The organism is Rhizobium sp. 10N427 (genome assembly GCF_056394605.1).
The window spans coordinates 120,193-146,525 of record NZ_JBFTID010000015.1 but is presented as its reverse complement, the minus strand read 5'-3'; the positions used below and the strand labels follow the sequence as shown (position 1 = coordinate 146,525).

Sequence of the window (26,333 nt, the reverse complement as noted above, 5' to 3'; positions counted from 1 at the left end):
TAAATGGCCTCGACCACGATGCACGTCGCTTGTCTTGCTTCCCAATGCTGACGTTCAGCTAGCATCCCAAGAGGCGACGACTGTCGCATCTCTAACTAGCCTATATGTCGCATCTCTAAAATGCCGCTACACATCAAAATCGCATAATCAACATTATGGAACTCACTGCAGCAGGAGCCGGCGGTGGCACGTCGGGAGATGACGGATGGCCATAACGTTATCTAGGATTGCAGCGATACCGGGCTGCCCCTGCGGCAGCATCCGATTGCCTTCCTCCGCGAGGATCTTTCGGCGCGCAACATCATCACCTGCGCCGATGCGGTGAGCGCTCGCGACGTGCGATGGGTCTATACGACCGGCCTTGTCCTCGTGCGCCAAAAGCCGGGATCCGCAAAAGGCTTCATGTTCATCACCATCGAGGACGAAACCGGCCCGCCAACCCTGTCGTCTGGCCGACGCTGTTCGAGAAGCGCTGGCAGGTCGGTCATCTCGTTGCCCATCAGCTGTTCGACCTGTCTGGCGATCTCGACCTCGCCGATCGCGACGAGGCCTTCAGATTGCCGGCCGGCCGCGGCGACGCTTTTGCTGAGGGCCGGATCCGCGGGATACACCGAAGCCGGTCATCGCTCCGCGCGATATGTTCGTTCCGGACCTTCATATCGACACACTGAAGATCAAGGCGCGGAATTTTCACTGATAGCGGTGCGGTTGCGTGAATTAAGGACCCCTGCTGTTTTTCACGATTGCTGAACGTTGAAGTCGATGGTTCTGTTTCTTCGACGACAACAGCAGCGCTGCCGGAACAGCCGATCAAAAGAATCATGGACGCAGTTCGATCGTCATTGTACGTATGTATGACGTACAATGATCCATCTGCTAACTTGACGTGTACGTCGTTTAGACGTACATACATAATGACACTATTATCCTGACCAGGAGGCGATGATGGTTGCTTTCAAAGATATGACCGCAGAGATCGATGAGCCAAGCGACGCACGTATGGGCTTTCGTACGAAGGCGCGGATCAAGACAGCAATCCAACGTGCTGCTGCGCTGTCCGGTGTGGACGATTCGGCTTTTACCATCAACGCGGCTTATCAAGCGGCTATGACCACGATTGCCGCTCATGAACGGACCCTTTTGCAGCCGGCCGATCATGCTGCCTTTTTTGCGGCGCTGGACAATCCGCCAGAGCCGACAGATAGCCTTAAGGCAGCTTTCAAGCGCCATAGCGCGACTGTCGTCTCAAAATAATGCCGCAGAGTGAGGCACCAAAGCCGATCATCGAGCCGTTCGATCCTTCGAAGCACGATCGGGCGGCGTTTTCTTGCGGGATTGAGCAGGTCGATAACTTTTTCCAGAAGACGGCAAACAAGCTTCAAAAGAGCGACAATCTTCGTGTTTTCGTGATGACTCGAGACGGAGGCCTAGTGATGGGCTTCTACGCCATCAACAACCATGCCGTAGACTATACCGAGCTTCCGAAGAAGTTTGCCCGTGACCGCCCCGGACACGGCTCAATTCCGGCCGCCTACATCTCGATGATCGGTCGCGACCTGAAATTCGCGGGCAGCGGTTACGGCGGCGATTTGCTGATCGACTGTCTCATGAGAATAGCGCGGATCTCCGATGAGATAGGGACGGCTATCGTCATGCTCGATGTCCTTGATTGCGGTGATGCAGCGCGAACCGAGAGGCGGGTGAAGCTTTACAAGCGATACGGCTTTCAGCCCTTGGCCACCAACGCGATGCGGATGTTCCTCGCCGTCGCAACGATCAAGAAGATGTTCGACTAACGCCCTGCCGCTCAGACGTCCTTCGACGATTTTCCCGTAAAGATTCAATGCCAGTTTATAATGTGAGGCAGGGCGCCCGAACCGCCGCGTCGTAACCCGGAGCACCATGCCACGCTAGTGCTACCTGATTTCGTTGCGCTCATTCTCCATGCTGGCAAAAGCTGCTGTCGCCGTAGCGTCGGCTGACCGAAAAGCTGGTTTGCACCGCTATCGATTGCCTGTGAGTGCCTCTACTTCCTGAAGGTATTCCTCAGCCTGTCTGGCCAGATCGGCAAAGAAATCCTTGGCGACGGCGGAAGCCGAATAAACGGCCGGTTCGGCGCCCAGCCGGATAGGCGATCTCACGTTCGAGCGTGAGGATCGTCTCGTCGCGCAGGTGGTGAAGAATGCCGAAGGTCTCAATATCGTTCCAAAGCGTCGAACACCAACAAACGCATCCGACGCTTCATGCCCGGGGACACGGATCTTGCCAATGTCACCCAGCAACGGTTGACCGACTTGGGGCGAAGCCTTTGCTTCCTATTTGCGGGAAAGTGGCTGATGCCCTACCCTCAAGGCGGCCATAATGCGCTCGGGTTAGCTTCTCTAGAGAAACGCCTCATCGACCGGAATTTGCATCGCGGTGACAAGATGATTTGTTTGCCCTGCGAGCCCTATCACCGCCAGCAGTTCCGCATGCTGAGCTTCAGTCATGCCACGCGCCTTCGCTGCGGCCGTGTGCGAATGGACGCAATAGGAACAGCCATTTGCGGTAGAGACCGCTATGTAGATCATCTCGCGCGTCAGCGGATCGAGGACGCCTTCGACAGCCATGACGGCCTTGAGGCTTTCCCAAGTGCGCTTCAGCAAGGGCGGATCATTGGCGAGGCCACGCCAGAAGTTGTTGATGAAATCCGACTTCCGCGTTGCCCGGATATCTTCGAAAATGGCCTTCGCAGCCGGAATCGCGTCGATCTCGGCATCGGTCAGGAGTTTCACGGTCGCCATTGTCGTTCCTTTCGCTCTTCAGTGCACGGCAGCGTACATGATCTTTGCCTCGGTGGAATCGCCTGGCGAAAATTCCTCGACGATCCGGCCCTGCCTGCAGACAAGGATGCGGTCCGACAGGTTCATGATCTCTGGCAGATAGGATGAAATCACCACGACGGCCAATCCGCGATCGGCGAGCTCATTAATGATCTGATGGATTTCAGCGATGGCGCCGACATCGACGCCGCGGGTCGGCTCGTCAAAGATCACCACCCGCGGCTCCTGAACGAGACCCTTGCCAATCACGACTTTCTGCTGGTTGCCGCCTGAGAGTTCAACGACGCGCGCGTTGTCGTTGATCGCGCGGATGTTCAGCTTGCTCGTCCACTCGACGGCAAGCTTGTGCATCTCGCTCATGCTGATGATGCTGCTCTTCTCACGGTCGGCGGACAGAAGACCGCCGAAGATATTCTCGGCAATCGACATCGTTTCGAAAAAGCCCTCGCTCTTGCGATCCTCTGTGACATAGACGATGCCGTCCTTCACCGCCTCGCGGGGAACGTAATAGCGGACGGGCTTGTCATCGAGCTCGACAGAGCCGCCGCGCTTGAAGTCGCGCTTGTAGATGCCGGAGACGACCTTGAAGGTTTCGGTCCGGCCCGATCCGATAAGCCCGAAGACGCCGGTGATCTGTCCTTCGAAAATCGAGAACGAGTTATTGCGCACAACATTGCTCATCGACAGGTCCTGGACCGAGAGCACCTTCTTGCCGGGCTTGCGGATGGTCGATGAATCACGCTTGCGATAGAGTTCTCCGGTGAGCGTTCTGCCGACCATCGCCGCGATGATCTTTTCCCGGTCGAACTCCGACGTGTCTCCCGATGCGACGAGTTCACCATCACGAAGGATGGTGATGCGATCGGCAATTGCCAACGCTTCCTCGAGCGCATGGCTGATGAAGACGATCGACACTCCCCTCGCCTTCAACCGCCTCACGAGTGCAAAGAAGTGGCGCTTCTCTTCAGGGGTCAGGGTTGCAGTCGGCTCGTCGAAAATGATGATCTCGGCATTGTGGTGAACCGCACGGGCAATCTCAACCATCTGCTTCTTGGCGGCACCTAGGGTTTCAACCATAGCCGTCGGATCGACAGGAAAGTTGAGTGACTGCAAAAACTGCTGAGCGGAGATGTAGATGCCCCGCAGGCGGTTCAGAAAGCCTTCCGTCCCCAGATATAGATTTTGTGCCACCGTCATGGACGGCACGAGACTGGTCTCCTGGAAGACCATTGCGATGCCCGCATCCAGCGCCTGGTACGGCGAGCCGTAGCTGACCTCCTTGCCATGGTGGGTCATGGTACCGGACGTCCGTTCGACGACACCGGCGATGATCTTCGTCAGCGTCGACTTGCCGGCGCCGTTTTCGCCGAGCAGCGCGTGGACTTCGCCCTTGCGCAAATCGAAGCTGACATTCTTGACCGCGGGAACGCCGCGATACTCCTTGGTGACGTTCTCCAGGTGGACGATGATCTCGTTTGTTGCCGCCATTTTATCTGACCTCCTCCACATCCGTGGATACGAGCATGCCGGCGCCCTTGCAGGTGATGAACAGCCTGCCCTCGTGTTCGGCAACGCTGGTGGTGCCGTGCCTGATGCCATCGGCGCGGCTGTGCAGGCTCGATAGCGGTTGCAGCCGAGCATCGAGCTTGACGACCAGACCATAGGAGCGGCTCGGAGACCAAGGCTTGTGTATTCCCATGGTCTTGATGCCGCCGCACTGCAGCGGCTCGAGAAAGCTTGTTCCCGATGAAAGCGATGGCGCGATCCAGAATTCCGGCGGGACGCTTGCCATCATGTCTTTGCGGTACCGCTGCTCCTGAAGAACGAATTCGATCAGGCGGTTACGCGGAGCAAAGATCGAGAGCCATGCACCACCATCGGCGGCACGAGAAAGCCGAGCCGGGTATCCGGGAAGATTGTCGGCGACCGTGCCGACGCGGCCGGATGCCGAGATACTGACGATCCGGTGATGCCAGGCTTCGCTGACGGCAACGCCATCGGAATTCGCAAGAAGCCCATAGGGGAACGCCAGGCCGCCGGCGGTCTTGCGCGGCACCCGGCTGCCGGGTTCTATCCTCCAGACACTTCCCGAACGCCCTTTCGACATCAGATCACGCGCCCACTGATCCGGCGAAATGCCGTCTGCACCATTGGCCAGCCACAATGCCCCGTCGGCGGCGAAGGCAAGCGCGGTGATGCAGCTGATCTCACCGGGAAGCGGCAGCGCTTCGCGATCGAGAACGAGTGCGCCGGATACGAGCGCGATCGCCAGTGTTCCCGAAGTTGATGCCGCCATTGCGCAGATTTCCGCGTCGAACGTCTGCAGCAGCTGTTGCTGCCCGGTGGACGAGATGGAAAGCAGTTTGCGTCCAGACGAGACGACAATTTGGCCATCATGCACGACCGCGTTGTCGACGTCATGCAATGTCGCGATGAGCGGCGCGTCGTCGAGCGCCTGATTCGGACGGAATGCGCCGTCGAGCGGCGGGATGGTCACTGCCTTACCGCGAAACAGATCGAGGATCGGATCGAAGATCATTGGGCGCTCCCCCAATAAGAGGACGGCCCGGTCCATGTCTGACTGGCGGTCGGGAGCTTGTAGCGGCCGACGCGGTTGTTGAGGATGCCCCCGACATAGAGATAGCCCCTGTGCTCGCGCATCGACGTGACCATCGGGTGCGAGACGCCGGAAAGATCAGCCATGGCATCGCGGATGGTTCCGGTTTCGTCGAATTTGACGATGCCGCCGGTGTTGATGTTCGGAAACAGCCAGTCATCCTGCGGAAGGCGCCGGGTCATGCGCTTGCGCATGCCTGGGTGGCGAAGCGACAAGTCGAAGCTTGGTGTCCGCATGCCGAGCCAGGCCATCCAATAGGTGCCATCCGAGGCGCGATTGATATTGTCGGGATAGCCGGGCATATCGGCGATCACGCATTCGGCGGTGCCGGCCTTCGGTCCTTCTAGCCAGTAGCGGTGAACACGGCAGGCCCAGCTTTCGGCAAAGAAGATTGATTTGCCGTCATGGGCGACGCAAACGCCGTTGGTGTAGCGATACCCATCCAGCAGGGTCTTGGTCTTGCCAGTCTTTGGATCGTAGACCAGCAGGCGGCCCGTCGCGCGGTTTTCGATCGAGTCCAGCGCCCAGTCATGCGCGTCGTAGCGCTTCGTCGAGTCGGTGAAGTAAATCCGGCCGTCGGGCGCGATGTCGCAGTCGTTCGGGTCGCGCAGCCGCGCGTCATCGACGACGGAAGTCCAGGACCTCGATGTCTCGGCCGTCAGCTTGGTTACCGTGCGGTCCGGCGCGATCGAATAGAGACCCATCGCACCGACACAGCTGATCAGGTTGCGGCCCTTGTCGAAGGCGAGGCCCAGCGGGAAGCCGCCGACATGGGCAAAGACTTCCGAGCGCTGGTAATCAGGGGCGAAGAAGCGGACGATCTCGCCGTGACGCGTGCCGCAATAGAGATTGTCGTCATCATCAAGGATGACATCCTCGGGACCTTCGAGCTCGCCAAGGCCGATATATTGCGTCTGCGACAACCGGTCGTCCAGCGCATAGGGCGTGCCCGAACCGGGGACGGCGGATTGCGCTTCCCCCATGCGCAGGTAGACGGGAGCGACATAGACTTCGTTCAAGACCTTGTGACGGTTCTTCAGCCATCTGATATCGATCGTGACGGCGACTGCCAGCATCAGGCCGAGTACCATCTGGTTGGTGCCGGTTCCGTAACCCAGCCGGATAAGACCGTTGGTCATGACGAGGACGATGATTGCGCCCATCAGGCCCTTGATGACCGACCCTCTTCCGCCGCCAAGACTATTGCCGCCGACGACCGCCGCCGTAAGCGCCAGAATCTCGAGGTTGAGGCCCGTGCCGGGCCCTGCCCCGCTCAGCCGGCAGGCAATCAGGAAGCCTGCGAGCGAGGAGCAAAGCCCAGAGAATACATAGGTCAGGAACACGGTCCGCTTGACCTTGATGCCGGCATTATGCGCCGAGCGGCGCGAGCCGCCGACGGCGAGAATATGCCAGCCTGGGCGCGACCGCGTCAGGGCAATATGCGTCAGGACGATGAAGACGATCGCCGTCAGGACGGACACAGATATGCCGAGCACCGTGCCATCGCCGACGAAATCCCAGACGTCGGACATGGCCGAGGACATCTGGATCTGGGCGGCGAAATTGACGACGAGGATGTCGTAGACCGCTCTGCCGATGATGAAGGTCACCAGCGTCGTCAGAAATGCCCGGAGCCTGAGAAAACCGACCAGATAGCCGTTGATCGCACCGAAAGCGACACCGGTCGCGATTGAGGCCAGCAGGGCGACCCAGACGGGCTGCTCGAATATGAAGAAGGTGGAGACGGCCGCAAAGCAGGACAGCGCAAAAATTGAACCGACCGAAAGATCGATCCCGCCTCCCAGCATGACGACGGTCAACCCGGTGACGACGATCGAGAACTCGCCGAGCTGGCGGGTCGAATCCTGGAGCGAATTGATCTTGAAGAAACCAGGGATTGCCGAGCCAAATCCGGCGACGACGATCACCAGGGCAAGGAATGGTATTGCATTGTCGGTCCAGCGCTTGGTCAGGATCTCGCCGGCGAGGTGATCCGGGATCAAATTGTATCGCCACGCCTGCAAGCGTTCTCTGAATGTCATGTGTATGGACCGGATGAGATGGGAAAGAAGTGCGAAGCCCCTCGGCCGAGGGGCTCCATTTGCAGACGGGAGCCTACTTCGCGGCCGTCTTCAGTGCCTTGAGGTCCCAGCAGCTGTCAGGCTTCAGGTCTGCCTTGGTCGTCGCCTTTTCCAGCGTGTAGATATAGGCCTTGGAGGTGCCGGCAGGCTGGCCGCTCTGCAGCAGGAACTTGATGATGGCGTTGATGTCGCGCGATTGGTGATGAAGTTCGGTCATCACGACTGCGCCGTAGGTGCCGTTTTCTAGATTATCGCAGTCGGCAGCCTTTTCACCGCCGCCGGTGGTGACGAGGAACACCTTGTCCTGCAGCTTCGCGTCGCGAATGGCTGCAGCTGCACCCGAGGCGTCGCCATCCCAGAAATCGATGATGCCACAAATATCGGGGTGCTGCTGAAGCATCGTCGTGGTGACGTTGCGGGAGGTCGTCGCATCCCAGTTGGAATCGGGTTTCGCAACCACCTGGAAATCCGGGTTCTTCGCCAGAACCTTGGTGATGCCGGCATATTGGTAGAGGCTGGAGGCATTGACCTGGTCGCCTTGAACGAGGCCAATCTTCTTCGAGGAATTGGGCCCGCAGCCCTTGATCACCGCTTCGGCTTCCAGCTGGCCAAGGCGGTCCCAATCACTTCCGACGAAAGCGTCAGCGGCGAAGTTTGCAGGATTGTCGATCAGGATGACGTATGTACCGGCGGCTTGCGCCTTCTTGAGCAGACGCGCGTAGGAGTTCAGGTCCGGCGAATGGACGATGAGGACATCCGGCCGGGTGTCCGAGGAGATCGCCTCGGTGATCGCCTGAGCGCCGGCCTCGACGCTCCAGTTGGGGTCGCGGGTCTCGAACACGCCGCCGAAGGCCTCAACTTCAGTCTGGATATAATGCGCCCAGCCCTGCGCGAGGTCGAAGCCCATGGCCATCGGAACGAGCATCACCCGCTTGCCTTTGAGGGTCTGGGAATAAGCTGCCGGACCCGGATCTTCCTGCGCTGGAGCGGCGGTTACGAAAACCGACAGCGACAAAGTCGCTGCGGCAAAGAGTGCCTTCACGTATTTCATGGGGTCCCCCGATGAGTTGACGGATGAATTCGTTCGTCACGCGACACGTTCAGATGTCCCCCTGCTGGGCCGTCTGCTCGTCACGCGGATTGAGAAGCCCGTCGATTACGATGGCGACGAGCAGGATCGTGGATTTGATCAGGTTCTGGTAGATCAGCGGGATGTCGATGATGGTCATCGCGTTCAGCATGATGCCGATCAGCGCCGACCCGAACAGCACGTTGCGAACGCTCCCCTTTCCCCCCGACAGGCCAATCCCGCCAATCACCGCGACCAGCACGATGTCATAGAGGAGCGTCGAGTTGACCACGCGCGTATTGATCGAGTGAAGGCTGGCGGCCGTCAGCAGGCCGGCAAGAAACGCGACGAGCGCGGAGAGGACGTAACGAAAGACCAGCATCGGCCTGACGGGCATTCCCGCGTTGCGGGCGGCGACCGGATTGTCCCCGGCATAATACACGTAGCGTCCCCATTTGGTGTAGCGAAGGAACAGGAAGATAACGAACGCGAGAGCGGCGAAAATGAAGACCTCGATCGGGATGTCGAGAAAGCGCAGGCCACCGAACAGCTGCAGCCAATTGTCAGGCGGAACCGGCACGGCATCCTGGGCGATCAGCTGCGAGCGCACGAAGCCGAAGACGAACGACCCGCTGGCAAGGGTGACGAAGATCGCCGGCACATCGGCATAAGCGACCAGAAAGCCGTTGAGCAGGCCGATACCGATGACCCCTGCGAGCACAAGGGCGAGCGCTTGCCAGCCGGAGCTTCCATCGTTGAGCAGCTGGAGATACCACGCGACAGACATCGCCATGACGGCGACGGCCGACAGATCGATGCCACGCCCGATGATGACGATGGCCATGCCGAGCGCCAGGATGCCGAGCACGGATACCGAGCGGATGATCGAGACGACATTTTCGGCCGTGAAGAAACCAGGCAGAGCAGCCGACGCCACGATAAAGATGATGACGGCGATCGCGGCCACGATCGTCTCCTGGCTCAACGCCGTCAGATGCAGTCCGCTACGTTTCATTCCACGTCCCCAAATCACGCGAAGCCTGCCGGTGCGCGGGAAGATCGTCAAAGTTTGAGGCCCCTAAATACAGCCGGAGTTGGAGAAGGAATTTCGACGCAAAGAGGCTTTCGCGCGAAATCAAATTCTCGGCGCTCTTTCACGCGAATGCGCGAAGCGGTGCATGCTGTACGGTGCTATTCGACTTGTTCCCACGCAGTCTGTTGCTGCGTTGCGAGAACGTTAGGCCTCTGCCTGCCGCGATGTCAATATCATTTCATGATGCGATGAAGCGCAAAGGCTTGAAATGAGATCGACAAGAAACGGGGACGACGCCACAGAAAGGGCGATCTGAAAAATTCCTTTCACATTTTGCCATTTTATTGTATTTCGCAGATTGAACTTCAGAGGGGAGCAGCCGTGACGGACGTCAGGACATTGCTGTTGGATCAAAAGCTGGTGCTGACGCCTTCTGAAGAACGGATCGTGCAGATTCTTCTGGCCGACTATCCGGCGTCCGGCCTCGGTACGGCTGGAAATCTCGCCAAAAAGGCAGGCGTCAGCGATGCGACTGTCGTTCGTCTTGCGGTCAAGCTCGGCTTTGAGGGTTTTCCCGATTTGCAGAAGCGGTTGCTGTCGGAAGTCGAGGCCCGTCTCCATTCTCCGTTGCTGATGATGGAGGCAAAGAGGCAGGATGGCGCGGTCCAGGGCATTGCAGAGGCCTATCTTCACGCTGTCTCCGAGACCATCGACAAGACGATCGGCGCGACGCCCAGCAATACCTATGATAAGGTCGCCAAGATCATCATGGCGGCCAAGGGACGCGTCGGCCTGGTCGGCGGCCGCTTCAGCCGCCACATCGCCGGAATGCTCTCCGGATATCTGTCGCAGTTCCGGCCGAACGTGCAGGATATCGGCACGCTTTCCGCACAGTCGTTCGACATTCTGGTCGACTATGGCAAGCGAGATGTGCTGATCGCCTTCGACTACAGGCGATATCAGAACGACGTCATCGCGTTTGCCTCGCAGGCCGCCGATCGTGGAACCTCGGTCATCCTGTTTACAGATCAGTGGCTCTCGCCGATTGCGGAACATGCCGAAGTCACGATCATCTGTCCTCTGGACGTCCCTTCGCCCTACGACACTCTGGCACCGGCGGTGGCCCAGATCGAGGCGCTGGTAGCACAAATTCTTGCCTCGCTCGACGATGCGACGCGCAGGCGCGTTGAAAGCCTCGAAGCCGTGCGCGCCCGCAATGCCGTCACGCTCGATGGCGGCGAGGATGAAAGCATCACACAACCCGGCCCCAAGCGCACGAAAGGTACCATAAAAAATGCCTAGCCTACTTCTGAGCCGGGATGCTCCTTACGTCCCCGGCGAAACGGCAATCCTGCTCGTCGACATGCAGCGCATCTGGCTGGAGCCGGGGCTCGACCCCGACCATCCGGAGCGTGGTCCCGATCACTATTTCTACCGTCAGACGGCTTCGGTCACCATTCCGAACAACGAGCGCCTGCTTGCAGCAGCAAGAGCGAACGGCATCGAGGTGTTGCACACGATCATCCAGAGCTTGACGGAGGATGGCCGTGACAGATCGCTCGATCACAAGCTGACGCCAATCCACATCCCGCCAAGCAGCCCTGAGGGCTTTCCTCCTGAAAATCTCGGCCCCAGGAATGACGAGATCCTCATCCCGAAGACGTCGTCCGGCGTCTTCAACTCGACCAACATCGACTACGTTCTCAAGAATCTCGGCATCCGCTACCTGATCATCACCGGCATCATGACCGATCAATGCGTCGATATGGCGGTCAGAGACGCGGCAGATCGCGGTTACTACGTGACCTGCGTATCCGACGCCTGCGCCGCCGCGTCCCAGGAACGCCATGACATCGCCTTAAAGGCATTCGGCGGCTATTGCTGGGTCACCGACACCGATACGGTCGTCAACCGCCTGGCTGCGGGGTCAGCGGCATGACGGGCGCCGGGGCTCTGACCGGCATCGTCACGACCGACATTGCTGCGGTGACCCGGGGCCGCTTTGTCGCCAGCGGCGCGTTTGAAAAGATGCTTACGGGCGGCGTCGGCTGGCTGCAGGCGAACCTTTCGCTGACGCCTTTCAACGTCATTGCGCATCCCAATCCGTGGGGCTCTTCGGGCGATCTGCGATTGCTGCCGGACGCGACAGCCCGATTCCGCACCGCAAAGACCGGCTCGGACACGCCATTCGACATGGTGCCGGGCAACCTTGTGGAATTGGACGGCCAGCCCTGGGCATGCTGCACCAGAACCATCCTGGCCAATGCTCTCGATGACTTGAAGGCACAGACCGGACTGACGATCGTTGCCGCTTTCGAACACGAGTTCAAACTGCTGGACGCTGGCCTGCCACGCGAACATGTGATGTCCTTTGCCGGCTTGCGGCGCGTGGATGGCTTCGCCTCGCAGGTGATGGAGGCGCTCGATGAAGCCGGTCTCAAACCTGAAGTCATCATCTCGGAATATGGGGAAGACCAGTTCGAGGTGACGAATGCGCCATCAACCGGACTTGCAGCCGCCGACCGTGCCGTCGCGCTGCGAGAGATCATCCGCGAAATCGCGCGCAACCGCGGCTGGAAGGCGTCATTTGCGCCGAAGACATCACCGTCATCGGTCGGAAACGGTGTCCATATTCATTTCAGTCTCGTCGGGGCCGATGGACAACCGGCCTCCTATGACGCGTCAGGGCCATCGGGACTGTCGGAAGCGGCTGGCGCCTTCTGCGCCGGCATCCTCAAGCATCTTCCAGCAATCACCGCATTAACGGCATCGAGCGTCTCCTCCTACTATCGTCTGAAGCCGCACAACTGGAGCTCTTCCTACACTTGGCTCGGGGACAAGGACCGGGAAGCGACCCTCAGGATATGCCCGACGGTGACGATCGGCGGCAACGATCCGGCGAAAAGCTTCAACGTCGAATATCGTGCTGCCGACGCGACGGCAAATCCCTATCTGGCGCTGGCGGCCATTGTTCGCGCCGGTCTGGAAGGCCTGAAGGCGCGGCTGCCCTGTCCGCCCGTTCACTCCGGCGACCCCGACGAACTGACGGAAGCAGACCGCGCAGAGCTGGGTCTTCGACGGCTCCCGGAAACGCTTCAGGACGCCCTCGAGGCACTGCAAGGCGATCCGGTCGTCGCATCATGGTTCCCGAAGGTATTCCTGGACACCTTCAACGGAATGAAGGCGTTCGAAATCAAGTCGCTTGAAGGCCTCGACGAGGAGGCGACCTGCGCCAGCTACAGGGCGGTCTATTGAGCAGCCGGACATCAGATTTTCACGCGTGGCCAGATCCCGTCGAGCTGCTCAACGCGGAAGGCCGGTCGGAGATCGTGCTGATCTGCGAGCACGCCTCGAATTACATTCCGGAGACGTTTGGCGGCCTCGGGTTATCGCCCGAAGACCTGGTTCGCCATATCGCCTGGGATATCGGAGCGGACGCTGTAAGCCGCGCGCTCTCGCAACATCTCGACGCCCCGTGTTTCATCGGCAAATACTCGCGGCTTCTCATCGATCTCAACAGGCCACCCGGAAGTCCGACGAGCATTCCCGAACGGTCCGAAGCAACCGATATCCCCGGCAATGTCCAGCTTGGGGCCGAAGACAGGCAACTCAGAACAGACAGAATATTCACGCCGTTCCAGGCTGCAATCTCGCAGCATCTCGACCTGCGTCAGCAGCAAGGACGGCCAACCAAAATCATTGCGATCCATTCGTTCACACCGGTGTTCCTGGGAGAGCAGCGCCCCTGGCATGCAGGCATCCTGTTCAACAAGTCGTTCGGATTGGGCAGGCAGATGATCGAGCGTCTGACGGAGAACACCAAGTTGAATATCGGCGCGAACGTGCCCTATGTCATCGAACGGATCAGCGACTACGCCATTCCTGTCCATGGCGAAGACCGAGGGCTGGATGCCGTGCTGGTCGAGATCCGCCAAGACCTGATCGGATCCGCCGATGGTCAGTTGCGCTGGGCGCGTTATCTTGCCGAGGCCTTCAGCTGAAGGCCGCATGTTCGCGGTGTCTTCCTGCGCGCCGGCGGGAAATGCGCATCGTTATTGCCTCGTTGATTGATCGCATTTTGTGTTAGCAAGTGGTAGATGACAGCCGATTGCGCATGAGCCGCCGAGCATCACTCTCAAAACTGCGAAACGTGGACCGGTACTGGAGAACTTTTTGGGTTGGAAAACACCGAAGTTTGAATACGTGAACGGCTATAAGATCGTTGAAATTGATGGGCCTGCCTTCAGGGTCTATGACGGTGACCGTCAACTCGGGGAAGATTTCCCCTATCCCGGCGAGGCTGCAGCCTACGCGACCTCTTTGGCAAAGCGGGAACAGCCACGCCGTTAGGCGCTACCCCCCGAAACAGCATTGAGACCCGTTATGACAACTTATCCGGATGCGGTGCAGGATTGACCCGCTTACCCATTTCTTCACCGCTCGAACTGCTTGGGTGGTCTGAATTCTTCGCGAAACAGGTCCAGCCGAGCGAGGTGGACTTGGTTCCCAGACGTATCGCTTCGGTTCACCGGGCACGCATCGAGGCAATCGATGTCACCGGACCAGTCGGACTGGAACTTCCAGCCCACGCCAACACTGCTGACTATGCGGTGGGCGATTGGGTTCTTGCCGATCCCCTGACCGATATGCTTGTCAGCCGTCTCGATCGGAAAAGTGTCTTTCAAAGGCGCCCGGAAGGTGGGCGTGGCCAGCAGCTTGTTGCCGCCAATATCGACACCCTATTCATCGTGACCTCGTGCAATGCCGATTTCAATCTTGCCCGGCTGGAACGCTACCTCATCATGGCCATTCAGGCCGGTAGCAATCCGGTGATTGTGCTGACAAAGGCCGACATTACTGAAGATGCCGGCCGGTTCATGGCAGAAGCCGGGGCGTTGCAACGGGATTTGCCTGTCGTTGCCTTGAACGGGCGCTCTACCGATGCCGTGTCGCAGTTGAGGCCTTGGTGCGGCGCGGGTCAGACGATTGCGCTGGTGGGATCCTCCGGCGTCGGAAAATCGACGCTTGTGAACACGATGACGGGATCCGAACCCGACGCACAGCAAAAGACAGGCGCGATCCGCGAGTATGACTCGCAGGGCCGGCACACGACCACGGCGCGATCCCTGCACGCGATTTCAGGCGGCGGCTGGGTCATTGATACACCAGGAATAAGAACGCTCTACGTGAGCGATGTTGCCGACGGCATAGACACTCTCTTTGCTGAAATAACCGAGCTGGCGCCGCTTTGTCGCTTTCGCGACTGCACCCATGCCCATGAACCGGGATGCGCCGTGCAGGCAGCTATCGCAAGCGGTGACCTGTCCGCCGATCGCTTGGAACGCTGGCGCAGCCTGCTTGCGGAAAACCGTGAGCGAACACCTGTCTTGAGCGGACCACGCGGCAACAAGATCGTTCGCAAGAAGAAATATTGAACGCCTGTGGCGGGCGTCGCGTAAGCGGCGTTGGCAGGACCCGGCCTCGATTCGTATTCCGGCGGCTGCAGGGCAAAAGTTTATCAGCGCATCTTTCCTACCGTCATGCCCCGCCGGCACGGCTTATTTCTCGGCAGGGCCACGCAAGATCGGCAGCAGCAGATAATCGTTCCGGTTGGGATCGAAGGCAACGATCTCCAGACCGCACGAAAATGCCTCCTGCAGACCCCCGCGTAGCGAAAGGAGATCGGAATCGTCAAACGTGCTGTTAACGGCAGGTGGCACGCGAACTCGCGTGCATTGGTCCCATGGCTGTCCCGCGGCGCGACCCTGCATCGCTGAAATTCCTGGTGTTGAAGTCGATGCAGCATTTCCGCGCCGCCCTTCGAGCCACTCGCCGGCCAGGTCGTCGTCTGCGACAGTGGCGCTCTGGCCACGCTGCGCGCGGAGTTGCGGCCCTACGTCCATGTAAAGCGGCCGATCTGGCCGGTGGATCGCACCGGAAGCCTCATCGCTCTCGAAGCAATGCGAAGCCATAGCGCGACAATTGCTGCAGTTTCCTCTACGTTCCCGCCGGAGATGAAGCGGGCAGAGAGTTGAGATGGGCCGATTTGAAGATACCGAAGCCGCAATAACCGAACGGCTCCGTGCGATGAAAGGAAATCCGGATGTGACAATCAACCTTTTCGAACTCGGGGTTCCCTTGAATGCAGCGGGGTTTACGCAGGATGAGATCACGGCGGTGCTCGAAGCCCTGGAGCAGGACCGTATCGTTGAGTTTGCACCTGGCAACAGGCTTCGGCTGATTAGGCCGCTGCCCTGACATCGTGCTGGTGCGTCCGAACCGGCGACAATCTCGCTCTGGCCCGCTTTCCTCTTCAATCGGTCATTTGGCGTATGTTCTCGCGCAAGCCCGTCGCACAAAGCCCTTTGCCTCCAGCCGCTGAAGCTGTGTTCCCGGTGCAATCGGATGGAGCATTGCTATGGGATGTCACGCGACAAATGCCGCTCTGATCAACTCAATCCGCGAATACTTCCATCATCGCTTTCAAAACCAGAACCGCAGAAGCCGCGCCCGGGTCGACATGGCCGAGGGATCGCTCGCCAAGCCGCGCCGCTCGTCCGCGCACCGCCACCATTGAACGTGTGGCCTCCGCCCCACCCTCGCCTGCCACCACCACGTCACGCCACAGTTCCCTTACCCCGCTTTTGCGCACGAGTGCTGCACGAGCCGCCTCGGCGGCCGGAATCCAGGCGTCAAGCATCGTCTTGTCGCCACGCTGGCCCTTCCCGCGTTCCTGTATGCCAAGCGTTATCGCCTCCAACATGGCGACTTGGCCCGCAGCGTCCAGAGACTGCCGGCCTTCCAGTGCCTTTGCGGCACGTAAAAACGCTGTCGCATAAAGAGGGCCTGTCGAGGCGCCGACGGCGTTGAGAAACACCGATGCTGCGGTTGTCATCACAACCGACGGCGGCATCTCGTCGAGATCGGACCGTGCCAATTCACCAGCGACGGCGCCAAAGCCAAGAGACATCGTTATCCCATGGTCGGCATCGCCAATCGCGCCGTCAAGCTCGGTGAGGTAGTCTTTTTCTGCCGCGATCAAGCTGGATATCCGATTGAACATCCGGTTGAGCCTGCGCGCATCATTCTCTGCCATTGTTTCCCTCCCATGTGCACAAGACGCCCGATGATGAGGCCGGTGCATGCCGATCTTACGTTATCTTCAGCACCGCGGTGTCGCAGGGATGGTGCAAGAGTTCCGTCAGTTCCTGATCCAGCTCCATGATCGAGATGGACGCCCCGACCATGTCGAGAGACGTACAGTAGTGCCCGACCCAATTGGCTTCGATCGCAATGCCCTTGGCACTCAACCGCTGCTCGACACGTCTGAACAGGATATAGAGCTCCATCATCGGCGTCCCGCCAAACGAGTTGACGAGCACGGCGACGCGGCTGCCTTTGGCCGCCCTCATCTCCAGGAATATCCGATCCATCACCCTGTCGACGATCTCATCGGCGCTGATCATCTTTTCGCGAATGACGCCCGGCTCCCCATGGATGCCCATGCCGAACTCGATATCTTCGGCGCCGATCTCGAAATTGGGCCGTTGCGTCTGCGGCATGGAGCAGGGCTCAAGCGCCACGCCGACCGTATAGGTCTGTAAATTCGCCTTGCGGGTCACGGCTTCGCAGGCATTGAGCGGCAGACCGCGATCGCAGGCCGCACCAGCTATCTTGAAGGTGAAAAAATTGCCCGCCACGCCGCGCCGCCCATCCCGGTCTTCGATCGGCGAAGAGGTGATGTCGTCGGTGGTAAGAACCGTTCGCACGGGAATTCCCGCAGCCTCTGCCATCTCCGCCGCCATTTCGAAATTCATCACATCGCCGGCGTAGTTGCCATAAACGAAAAGAACGCCGGCGCCGCCGGATGCAGCTTTCGCGCAATGCAGGATGGGTATGGGAGGCGGTGACGAGAAGATGTTGCCGATCGCGACAGCGTCCGCCAAACCTTTGCCGACATAGCCGAGGAATCCCGGCTCATGTCCGGATCCACCACCGATGACCAGCCCCACCTTGCCCGGTCTTGGTCCGTCGCGCGCAACCAGCGCGCGGTGCGATTTTTCGATCGGCGACAGATACTTGCGATGGGCGCGTACCACGCCATCCAGCATCTCTTCGACGACATTGTCGGGATCGTTGAGAAATTTCTTCACGCGCGTTCGCGCGGCCGGCGGTAGAGGCGTCTGGCTTTCCGGCCGCAGGCGCTGGGGCGATCGCTGATCGATATCGGTCACGCCATCGGCGTTGAGAATGCCGCGGCCGGTCGCCGCGTCGGTAATCAGCACGTTGACATAGCCGCCGCGCAACGCCGCAAGAATGGACGGCACCTTGTCGAAGCCGCCGGCGGCGGCAATGCGGAGATCGATGTTCTTCAGCATCTCAAGGGAAATGCCGATCGTTCTGTCGTCGAGCGGCCCTGCGATCGCGCGGCCCTGCCCATCGATGAAACGTCCGGCCACCACGCCGACGGCGCCCTTGGCTAGATAGTCCTGCAGTGGAACAGATTCGAAGAAGCCGCTGGTATGAATGGTGGAATTGGGGCGCAGCGACGAAATGCCAAAAAGCGCCTTGTTGGCACCGGCAAGAGCACCGAATTGGCTCTCGATCAGCGGCTCTTGCATAAACGACTCACGCACGGCGTTCGCCGAGACGATGGCGGGTGCGGAGATGTTGATCAGCTTGCCGTTGACGGCGGTGGCCAGCGCCGCGGCGCAGAGTTCAGGCGTATAGGCGAAGCTTGCGCGCGTGCCGCCCGTTGCCTGCACAACGGTGACATCCTGCAATCCTGGAACCTCGGCGCGCTCGCTGATCGCCAGCACCGTGCGGCCCCACGACACTGCGACGGTATCGCCCGATTTGATCAATCGATGTAGCGCTTGGCCGCCGGCAACGCCGATCCTGTCGATCAGCGGCCTGGCGGTGTCCTCGCTCGGAACGACGAGGCAGTCGGCAAGGCCAAAATGCCGCTTGAGCGCTTGCGCAACGGTGAGAGATGCAAGCCGTGCCGGTTCGATAGCAATGTTGACGATGCCGCGATCACGTGCGTCGGCGAGATAGCTGTTCACCGTTGCGCGGGATATGCCCATCACCTCGGCGATATCGCCTTGAGTTAATCCGTCTTCGTAGTAGAGCCAGCATGCCCAGACATAGGGGTCGTCGCCGTAGCGCAACGGCATGGCGTCCGGCGCCTGTGCGAGGTCGTTCTTGCCTGCGCCTGCTTTTCGCGCCTGCTGGGTCTTAACCGCTGCCACTCTGGAATGAACTCCCGCTTAGATCTGCCGGGAAGATGCCGCCAATACCAACGCATTGCAACCGCGCGGCGCGCGGCCCGCCGCCATAGGGCGAGGCCGCGCTGTCTTGGGAGACAAGCCGTCTGATCAGCCGCCCTCAAGCCGGCTGGCAACACCGATTGAAATTTCACTGAGAATGAGGGCACAGGAGGTCGCGCCCGCATCCAGAACACCGCGAGAGCGTTCGCCCAGGCGGCTGGCGCGGCCGATCTTGGCGACCAGATCGATCGTCGAATCGCGCCCCTTTTCGGCTGCTTCCGCCAAAGCCGCGAGCGCATCGGCGAAAGACTTTCCGGATGCTGTCGCCTCGTCGAAAGCATTGACCGCCGGGACAAAGGCATCAATCAGCGTCTTGTCCCCGACTTTGGCCGAGCCGATCGACTGAATGCCATCCAGGCCAGCATGCAGCATCTGGCTGAACAGCTTGGCATCGACGATATCCCTGCCCTCGATCGTCTCACCGAATTCGGTGAACATGACGCCATAGAGCGGGCCCATTGAGCCGCCGATTTCGGTCATCAGCAACGTGCCCAGCGTCTCGAACGCGCCACTGAGCGATGAGTCCTGCCCTTTCAGACGCTCGGCCGCCATGCCGAACCCCTTGGCCATGTTGACCCCATGGTCGCCGTCGCCAATTTTGCCATCGATCTCGCTGAGATAGGCCCGGTTTTCAACGATACGGCCGGCCACTGAAAGAACGATGGCGCCCGCCGAGGGATTCTTGAAACTTTGCATGTCACCGTTCCCTAGAGCAAGATTGTGCAGGACGTTTCGAGGTCGAGCAGCGGCTTCGTCTCGTCATCGAGCGCAAAGACCGTCAGCGTCGCGCCGACCATCTCAAGCGACGTGAAGTAATTGCCGACATAGGTTTTGTAGACAACGAGACCTCGGCCGCTGATCTCGCTCTCGATCGTGTCGTTGAGAATGTAGAGTTCATTGAGCGGCGTGGCGCCCAGGCCAGAGACAAGAACAGCAACCTCGGTGCCTTCCGGAAGATTGTGATCGTCGAGCACGATCTTGCACATCTCCTTGGCCACCTCGACCGCAGTCTTGAGCGGCTCGACGCGCACGCCAGGCTCGCCGTGGTGGCCGATGCCGACTTCCATCGTACCCGGCTCGATCTGGAAATTCGGATGACCGACGGCCGGCAGGGTGCAAGGACCGAGACCGACGCCGATCGAGCGGCAATTGTCGATCGCCTTCTGCGCCGCGGCGCGAACCTCTTCGAGACTGCCGCCCTTGGTGGCCTTGGCACTGCCGATCTTCCACATGAAGATCTCGCCCGCAACGCCCCGGCGCTTTTCGCGTTCCGACAGCGGTGCCGAGCAGACGTCGTCATTGGCAACGACGGTCGCGACCTCGATGCCGCCCTTGGCGGCAAGTTTGGTCGCCATCTTCACGTTCATATTGTCGCCAGCATAGTTTCCATAGAGGCAGACGACGCCCGCGCCGCCATTGGCTTCGCGAATTGCATCGTGGAAGCTCTTGGCGGTCGGCGACGAGAACAGCTCGCCCACGGCGACGGCGTCCAGCATGTTCTTGCCAGTGTAGCCCATGAACCCGGGCTCGTGGCCAGAACCGCCACCCGTGATCACGCCAACCTTGCCTTTCACAGGCGCGTTCTTGGCGACGACAACACGCGGGTTTTCGGCAAGCCGCACGATATCGGAGTGGGCCTTGATGAAGCCCTTGACTGTATCCTCGACGACGAGATCGGGATTGTTGACGAACCGCTGCATGGGATCTCCTTAAAAATGTCCTGGCGCTCCGGCTCAGAGAATGGTGTAGCCGCCGTCGATCAGAAGATCGGCGCCGTTGATCATGTTCGCGCCATCCGAAACCAGAAAGACAGCAGCGGCAGCGATTTCCTCGGGATAAGCGAAGCGGCCGGTGGGGATCCGCTTCTTGGCGGCCTCCCCCTTTTCGCCCGCCCAGGCCTTCTTGCCGAGTTCGGTCAGGACCACAGTTGGCGAGATAGTGTTGACGGTTATGCCGTACTTGCCCCATTCGGCGGCAAAGGTCTTCGACATACCGATGACGCCGAATTTCGAGGCGCAATAAGCCACGTGCTCTTCAATGGCCACGGTGCCAGCCTGCGACGCAAGATTGATGATCTTGCCGCCTTTACCGGCGGCGATCATGGCGCGGCCGGCAGCCTGCGTGACAAGAAAGCTGCCCTTGAGATTGATGTTGATCGTCTTGTCCCAATAGTCGAGCGACAGGTCTTCTGCAGGCGCCAGGAACACGACGCCGGCGCTGTTGACGGCAATGTCTATCTGGCCGAAAGCGGCGACCACGTCGGATATGGCGCGATTGACGGAATCAGGCTGCGAGACGTCACAGACGAAGAATTTAGCCCCATGACCAAGCGAAGCCGCCTTGGCGCTTGCGATATCGGCATTGACATCCAGGACAGCGACCGTGGCGCCCTTTGCAGTCAATGCATCGGATATCGCCGAGCCGATCCCGGACGCGGCACCCGTGACGACAGCGATCTTGCCGGTCAGGGGGAAATTGAGGTCAATCTGGGGAGAAGTGTCTGTCATCTCTTCAAGCCTTTGCGATGTGGATGCCGGGGCGGCGCGACGCCGCCCCGGCGGTGCATTTTTTACTTGCGGGATTCGAGCAGCTTGTCGGCATTTTCCTTGGTGACCGGCGTCCACGGGACGAGGTAGTCCTTGGATGCGCCCTCTTCCCACTTCATGTCAGGATACTGGGTCCAGATCGCCGATTCCGGCTTGGCGTCCTTGTTCGCAGCCTTGATGGCCACGTCGAGAGCACCCTGTGCCTGTGCGTTGGCGTCCTGCAGGATCGATGCCATCTCGCCACGCTTGACGGCATTGATCGCATCGGTAACGCCATCGACGCCAGCGATCGCGAAGTCTTCGACCTTCAGGTTGGCGGCCTTGATCGCTTCAATAGCGCCGAGCGCCATTTCGTCGTTCTGGCCGATGACGCCGTTGATCTGGCCAGGATGCGATGTCAGCCAGTTCTCCATCAGGGTCTGGGCTTCCGCACGCGACCAATTGGCTGTCTGCTTTTCGAGAACCTTGACGTCAGGGCACGCCTTCAGCGCCTTCTCGTTGCCTTCGAGGCGCTGGATCTGACCGGACTGGCCGATCGGGCCCTCGAGGATGACGAGGTTACCCTTGCAACCCATCTTGTCGAGAACGGCCTTGGCTTCCAGTTCACCGGCCTCGACGTCGTTCGATCCGACGTAGGAGGTCAGGAGATCGGAGTTGACGCGGGCGTTGGACCCGACAACCGGGATGCCGGCATCGTGGGCGGCCTGAACAGCTGCGGCACCCGCCTCGACGTCCATCGGCACAAAGATGATCGCGTCGAACTTCTGGGTGATCATGGTGTTGAACTGTTCCTGCTGGACCAGCGCATCATAGCGGCCGTCGAATACCGTCAGCTCAACCTGGCCGCTCTTGACCGCCGGATGCTGCTTCAGCGCGGCCGACCAGATCTGCATGAATTCGGCATTGAGGCCGTAGGTCGTTGCACCGATCTTCAGCTTCTTGTCCTGCGCCATCGCTGGCGCGGCAAGGATCGCAGCGCTGGCGACGAGGGCGAGCATCAGTTTCTTCATGTTTTTCTCCTCCATAGAGATATCCGGTCGCCGTTATGACGCGCGGTTGGTCGACGGACCGCGGATGCGATCCGAATGATGAGGTCAGAGACCTTGATTTCGCTTCTGATCCAGCATGACGGCGCCGACGATAAGCGCGCCCTTGAGCACCTGCTGGTAGTAGGATTGGATACCGAGCAGATCGAGACCGTTGTTCATGACGCCGATGATCAGCGCCCCGATCAGCGTTCCCGTCACCCGGCCAACACCGCCCGAGAGGCTGGTGCCGCCAATGACGACGGCCGCGATGGCATCGAGCTCGTAGGCGATACCGGCTTGCGGCAGCGCAGATCCCGTGCGGGCCGAGAGCATCATTCCGGCGAGACCGGCGAGCGAGCCCGAGATGCAGTAGACCGTGAAACGGATGCGGGTGACGTTGATCCCGGAGGTAATCGCCGCATGCGGATTGCCGCCGACCGCGTAGATGTAGCGGCCAAAGCGTGTGCGAGTCAGAACCCACCAGGACACGATGAAGACGACGGCCAGGATTACCACCGGCATCGGCACGCCGAGAATGTTTCCGGTACCTATCCAGCGGAACTCGGGGATCAGCGCCGGGACAGGCTTGCCGCCACCATAGATCAGCGTCATGCCGCGTGCTGCCGACAACATGCCGAGCGTGGCGACGAAGGCCGGGACGGCAAAGCGCGAGACGATGAAGCCGACGACAGCGCCACAGGCCAGACCGACCGCGATACCGGCAATCAATGCGACGATGGCAGGGTACGGGGCACCCGCAATGCCGGCCGTTGCCGACGTCGTGACGAAGCTGGCGCTGATGATGCCGGCAAGCGCCACCACCGAACCGACCGACAGATCGATACCACGCGTCAGGATGACGAAGGTCATGCCGATCGCCAGCACGCCGTTGATGGATGTCTGCAGCAGCACGTTCGAGATGTTGCCGGCCGTCAGGAAATACTCGTTCGACACCGACAGGATCACGGACAAGAGCAGGAAGGCGAGGAAGATGCCATATTCCTGGATGAGCAGCCTGCGGCGATCCGAGTTGAACCAGCCCGTCGTTGGTTTGTTATCTGTAAGGGACACTGTTTCTAACCTCTTCCCATGCCGATCCGTATTGAGAAATTCGCGGCGCACCTGTTACGTCGACAGATGCACCAGCGCTTGCGCGTCGGTTTCCACCCGCGGGTAGACGCCCGCCGAGCGGCCGTTGCGCATCACGAGAATGCGGTCGGACATGCCGAGCACCTCGTCTATCTCCGATGAAATCATCACCACCGTGCCTCCCGTGGCTGCGAATTCGCAGATGATCCGGTAGATTTCGCGCTTGGCGCCGACATCGACGCCGCGCGTCGGTTCGTCGAGCAGAAGCACCTTCGGGTTGCGCAGGAACCACTTGCCCAGCACGACCTTCTGCTGGTTGCCGCCTGATAGTCCCGAGACCGCCATGGTGTCGCGTGCAGTCTTGATGCCGAAACGCTCGATCATCTGCTGGCTGGCCGCCTGCTCGCGGCCGCGGCGCATGACGAAAGCCGGGCTGAACTCCGGCAGGCTGGCAAGCGCGATGTTGCCCCTGACGCTATCGACGAGATTGAGCCCTGTCAGCTTGCGATCCTCGGTGACGAGGGCAAGCCCTTGCTCCATGGCCTCGACAGGCTTGCTGACGGTGATCGCCTTGCCATCGAGCCTGATCTCGCCCCTATCCATCCGGTCGAGACCGAAGAGGCAGTTGAAGATCTCCGATCTGCCGGACCCCATCAGCCCATAGATGCCGAAAATCTCGCCCTTCTTCACGGAGAACGATACGTCCTCGACCTTGCCGCTCGCCGTCAACCCTACGACCTCGAACCCCGTGACATCGGTGGGCGTGTTGGTCTTGATATATTCCTCGCCGAGTTCACGGCCGACGATCATCCGGATCAGTCCCGCGCGATCAATATCGGCAAGGTCACCCGCACCGATATACGAACCGTCACGGAACACGGTGTAGGCGTCGGCGATCTGGAAAATCTCCGACAGACGGTGCGAGACGTAGACCACGCCCTTGCCCGCGGCCTTCAACCGTTCGATCGTCTTGAAGAGTTGCTGTGCTTCCTTTTCGCCGATCGCTGAGGTCGGCTCGTCCATGAAGATCACTTCAGCGTCATGGCTCAACGCCTTGGCGATTTCGACCAGCTGCATCTGCGCAACAGAGAGATTCATCATGAACTGCGTCGGGCGGATGTTGAACTCGAGTTGCTCCAGCAGCCGCTGCGCATTCTGGTTCATGGTCTTGAAGTCGATGCCGCCGAAACGTCCTGACGGCTCACGGCCGAGATAGATGTTTTCGGCGACCGTCATGTGCGGCACCGGACTGAGCTCCTGCTCAATGATCGCGATGCCTGATGCCAAAGCCGCCGCCGGACCGGAGAATTCCACGTCCACACCCCGTCGCCGGATAGATCCCGCGTCGCGCTTGTGGATACCCATCAAAATCTTGAGGAAGGTGGATTTTCCGGCGCCATTGCCACCGCATAGCGCATGCACGGATCCAGCCTTGAGCTGAAACCGGCCGTCGCGAAGCGCCGCGACGCCATTGAAGGACTTTGCCAGCCCTTCGACTTCCAGAAGATGTTCCACCCAAGTTCCTCCCGCGATCGGGCCATCTCACGATGGACCAATCATGCATCACGCTCCATCTCCAATGGAGCGATTTTTACAAGTGTCAAATACATTTAGACAAATGTCAATCAAGCAATTTACCTTGTGCATATCCCTTGAAGACGAGCGGAGGCGGCGTCCTCCCCTTTCAGGTAAGGCCGGCTGAGAGAACCGCATTTGCTGACGAGTTGCCGTAATTTCACGGCTGCCGACTACATGATGAGTGCAATCACATACGCTTGCGGAGAAGCTAGCGTCGTCTGACTGAGATCAAACATCGATCGGTGAATACAAAGATCAGAACAGCCGCCTTCAGCCTTTTCGTGGGCGCCCGCTCTCCAAACTGCGCGCGATAGAACTCTGGGCCGGCGTGGAACGCGCCTGCCGTGGCGACAGGCCGCACAGGGTCTTGAACGCCCGGCTGAAGGCGGCCCCGGAATCGTAGCCGACGTGGCAGCCGATACTGCCGATGCGCAGGTTCGATTTACGCAACAGGTTGGAAGCGACAGCCAGCCTCCAGCCGTGCACGTATCGCAACGGAGACTCGCCAACAGAAGCGCATTCGACGCGCCTGATCCGTGCATAGGTCAGGGCTGCTGGCGCCGTCCAGCCGTCTATTGTCACCCTGACACGGACGGTAGGCCCATCATACCGGAAACCGATGTCATCGGCTGGCTTCCATGGTCTCGCGCAGCGCCGCGTTGATGCGGTCCTGCCAGCCGGGGCCATCTTCCTGGAAGAAGGCGAGCACGTCGGTGTCGATCCTGATCGATACCGGTTCCCGGGTGGAGGGGATTGCCTGCCGTTCTACAGGTGCAGCCGGGGCCTTGGTGGCGGGCTTAAACAGGGCTTCAGCAGCATCGAGCGGATTGGCCGGCCTGCGGGGTGTGCGGTTCATGGATTTCCTTTAAATTTGTTGCGTAGAAGGGCTCGCTCACCGAGACACTCGGTCATGAGCATGAAATATCAGACGATACGTCTAGGCGCAGTCGCGAAGCGCACGATAGGACGGATGTAGCATGGATCGGTTGGGTTCCGCCGTGTTTTCCGTGCGGGCAGGGAAGAAAACCGGAGAGATTGTAGGCGGCCCCGCAGCAGAAAACGAGACAACTCGTCGAAGAAGACGGGAACAGCCGCTCCGTGCATCCTGAGGAGCCGTCTGCTGGCCAAGGACGCCAGTTTC

The 26,333-nt window shown here is 59.9% G+C and carries 24 protein-coding genes and 1 pseudogene; 9 read left to right on the top strand and 16 right to left on the bottom strand.

The annotated features are described in order from the left end of the window. Window positions 1-168 precede the first annotated feature (168 nt). From dnaE2 to AC1DIJ_RS25325, 3 genes and pseudogenes are all read left to right on the top strand, one after another. Window positions 169-697: pseudogene (gene dnaE2, locus AC1DIJ_RS25335) on the top strand (error-prone DNA polymerase); the annotation flags it as partial. A 248-nt stretch (window positions 698-945) separates the two neighbouring features. Continuing rightward, the gene (locus tag AC1DIJ_RS25330) at window positions 946-1,254 is read left to right on the top strand and encodes a type II toxin-antitoxin system TacA family antitoxin (RefSeq protein ID WP_112386889.1); all 309 of its coding nucleotides are present in this window, start codon (window positions 946-948) and stop codon (window positions 1,252-1,254) included. After that, window positions 1,254-1,796, top strand: coding sequence for a GNAT family N-acetyltransferase (locus AC1DIJ_RS25325; RefSeq protein WP_112386888.1), 543 nt, complete (start codon window positions 1,254-1,256; stop codon window positions 1,794-1,796). Before AC1DIJ_RS25330 ends, AC1DIJ_RS25325 begins: the two co-directional genes overlap by 1 nt. Window positions 1,797-2,381: 585 nt before the next feature. On the opposite strand, the gene AC1DIJ_RS25320 is transcribed toward AC1DIJ_RS25325, so the two are convergent. The 6 genes from AC1DIJ_RS25320 to AC1DIJ_RS25295 all read right to left on the bottom strand — a co-directional run bounded on the left by AC1DIJ_RS25320 (window position 2,382) and on the right by AC1DIJ_RS25295 (window position 9,604). Next, a complete protein-coding gene (locus tag AC1DIJ_RS25320) occupies window positions 2,382-2,783 on the bottom strand; it encodes a carboxymuconolactone decarboxylase family protein (protein ID WP_112386887.1) in 402 nt (133 codons plus the stop codon). 18 nt (window positions 2,784-2,801) lie between these two features. After that, entirely contained in the window at window positions 2,802-4,310 is a 1,509-nt protein-coding gene (locus AC1DIJ_RS25315) for a sugar ABC transporter ATP-binding protein (RefSeq protein ID WP_112386886.1), read from the bottom strand. Between the two features lies 1 nt (window position 4,311). Then, a complete protein-coding gene (locus tag AC1DIJ_RS25310; RefSeq protein ID WP_112386885.1) occupies window positions 4,312-5,361 on the bottom strand; it encodes an SMP-30/gluconolactonase/LRE family protein in 1,050 nt (349 codons plus the stop codon). After that, the gene (locus AC1DIJ_RS25305) at window positions 5,358-7,481 is read right to left on the bottom strand and encodes an ABC transporter permease (RefSeq protein WP_112386884.1); all 2,124 of its coding nucleotides are present in this window, start codon (window positions 7,479-7,481) and stop codon (window positions 5,358-5,360) included. The genes AC1DIJ_RS25310 and AC1DIJ_RS25305 overlap by 4 nt, the downstream gene beginning before the upstream one ends. A 73-nt stretch (window positions 7,482-7,554) precedes the next feature. Further along, the gene (locus AC1DIJ_RS25300; RefSeq protein ID WP_112386883.1) at window positions 7,555-8,571 is read right to left on the bottom strand and encodes a sugar ABC transporter substrate-binding protein; all 1,017 of its coding nucleotides are present in this window, start codon (window positions 8,569-8,571) and stop codon (window positions 7,555-7,557) included. A gap of 49 nt (window positions 8,572-8,620) precedes the next feature. Next, the gene (locus AC1DIJ_RS25295) at window positions 8,621-9,604 is read right to left on the bottom strand and encodes an ABC transporter permease (RefSeq protein WP_112386882.1); all 984 of its coding nucleotides are present in this window, start codon (window positions 9,602-9,604) and stop codon (window positions 8,621-8,623) included. Window positions 9,605-10,027: 423 nt separating this feature from the next. Here AC1DIJ_RS25295 and AC1DIJ_RS25290 point away from each other — a divergent pair, with 423 nt between their 5' ends. The 6 genes from AC1DIJ_RS25290 (at window position 10,028) to AC1DIJ_RS25265 (ending at window position 15,880) form a co-directional block, all read left to right on the top strand. Beyond that, window positions 10,028-10,924 carry a MurR/RpiR family transcriptional regulator gene (locus tag AC1DIJ_RS25290; RefSeq protein WP_477831662.1) on the top strand — a complete coding sequence of 299 codons (897 nt, stop codon included), beginning with the start codon at window positions 10,028-10,030 and terminating at the stop codon, window positions 10,922-10,924. Then, window positions 10,917-11,561 (top strand): cysteine hydrolase family protein, encoded by a 645-nt coding sequence (locus AC1DIJ_RS25285; protein ID WP_112386880.1) that lies wholly within the window; start codon window positions 10,917-10,919, stop codon window positions 11,559-11,561. The genes AC1DIJ_RS25290 and AC1DIJ_RS25285 overlap by 8 nt, the downstream gene beginning before the upstream one ends. Beyond that, on the top strand, window positions 11,558-12,877 hold the full coding sequence (locus AC1DIJ_RS25280; protein WP_112386879.1) for a glutamine synthetase family protein: 1,320 nt from the start codon (window positions 11,558-11,560) through the stop codon (window positions 12,875-12,877). The genes AC1DIJ_RS25285 and AC1DIJ_RS25280 overlap by 4 nt, the downstream gene beginning before the upstream one ends. After that, window positions 12,874-13,623: an N-formylglutamate amidohydrolase gene (locus tag AC1DIJ_RS25275; RefSeq protein ID WP_112386878.1), complete on the top strand. Its 750-nt coding sequence runs from the start codon at window positions 12,874-12,876 to the stop codon at window positions 13,621-13,623. Before AC1DIJ_RS25280 ends, AC1DIJ_RS25275 begins: the two co-directional genes overlap by 4 nt. Before the next feature lie 411 nt (window positions 13,624-14,034). Next, a complete protein-coding gene (gene rsgA, locus AC1DIJ_RS25270; protein ID WP_112386877.1) occupies window positions 14,035-15,057 on the top strand; it encodes a ribosome small subunit-dependent GTPase A in 1,023 nt (340 codons plus the stop codon). A 601-nt stretch (window positions 15,058-15,658) separates the two neighbouring features. Then, on the top strand, window positions 15,659-15,880 hold the full coding sequence (locus tag AC1DIJ_RS25265) for a hypothetical protein (protein ID WP_112386876.1): 222 nt from the start codon (window positions 15,659-15,661) through the stop codon (window positions 15,878-15,880). Between the two features lie 196 nt (window positions 15,881-16,076). On the opposite strand, the gene dhaL (AC1DIJ_RS25260) is transcribed toward AC1DIJ_RS25265, so the two are convergent. From dhaL (AC1DIJ_RS25260) to AC1DIJ_RS25215, 10 genes are all read right to left on the bottom strand, one after another. Next, entirely contained in the window at window positions 16,077-16,718 is a 642-nt protein-coding gene (gene dhaL, locus AC1DIJ_RS25260) for a dihydroxyacetone kinase subunit DhaL (RefSeq protein WP_112386875.1), read from the bottom strand. Between the two features lie 55 nt (window positions 16,719-16,773). Continuing rightward, window positions 16,774-18,798 carry a bifunctional sugar-binding transcriptional regulator/dihydroxyacetone kinase subunit DhaK gene (locus tag AC1DIJ_RS25255; RefSeq protein WP_112386895.1) on the bottom strand — a complete coding sequence of 675 codons (2,025 nt, stop codon included), beginning with the start codon at window positions 18,796-18,798 and terminating at the stop codon, window positions 16,774-16,776. Window positions 18,799-18,999: 201 nt separating this feature from the next. Then, on the bottom strand, window positions 19,000-19,647 hold the full coding sequence (dhaL, locus tag AC1DIJ_RS25250) for a dihydroxyacetone kinase subunit DhaL (RefSeq protein ID WP_112386874.1): 648 nt from the start codon (window positions 19,645-19,647) through the stop codon (window positions 19,000-19,002). 11 nt (window positions 19,648-19,658) lie between these two features. After that, window positions 19,659-20,651, bottom strand: a complete 993-nt coding sequence (locus AC1DIJ_RS25245) for a dihydroxyacetone kinase subunit DhaK (RefSeq protein ID WP_112386873.1) — start codon at window positions 20,649-20,651, stop codon at window positions 19,659-19,661. A gap of 33 nt (window positions 20,652-20,684) precedes the next feature. Continuing rightward, entirely contained in the window at window positions 20,685-21,458 is a 774-nt protein-coding gene (locus tag AC1DIJ_RS25240) for an SDR family oxidoreductase (RefSeq protein ID WP_112386872.1), read from the bottom strand. 62 nt (window positions 21,459-21,520) lie between these two features. Then, window positions 21,521-22,507, bottom strand: coding sequence for a substrate-binding domain-containing protein (locus AC1DIJ_RS25235; RefSeq protein WP_112386871.1), 987 nt, complete (start codon window positions 22,505-22,507; stop codon window positions 21,521-21,523). A gap of 84 nt (window positions 22,508-22,591) precedes the next feature. Then, window positions 22,592-23,596: an ABC transporter permease gene (locus AC1DIJ_RS25230; RefSeq protein ID WP_112386870.1), complete on the bottom strand. Its 1,005-nt coding sequence runs from the start codon at window positions 23,594-23,596 to the stop codon at window positions 22,592-22,594. Between the two features lie 54 nt (window positions 23,597-23,650). Beyond that, window positions 23,651-25,129: a sugar ABC transporter ATP-binding protein gene (locus AC1DIJ_RS25225; RefSeq protein ID WP_112386869.1), complete on the bottom strand. Its 1,479-nt coding sequence runs from the start codon at window positions 25,127-25,129 to the stop codon at window positions 23,651-23,653. A gap of 333 nt (window positions 25,130-25,462) precedes the next feature. Continuing rightward, a complete protein-coding gene (locus AC1DIJ_RS25220; RefSeq protein WP_112386868.1) occupies window positions 25,463-25,879 on the bottom strand; it encodes a helix-turn-helix domain-containing protein in 417 nt (138 codons plus the stop codon). Next, window positions 25,815-26,048: a BrnA antitoxin family protein gene (locus tag AC1DIJ_RS25215; protein WP_112386867.1), complete on the bottom strand. Its 234-nt coding sequence runs from the start codon at window positions 26,046-26,048 to the stop codon at window positions 25,815-25,817. Before AC1DIJ_RS25215 ends, AC1DIJ_RS25220 begins: the two co-directional genes overlap by 65 nt. Window positions 26,049-26,333: the final 285 nt, after the last annotated feature.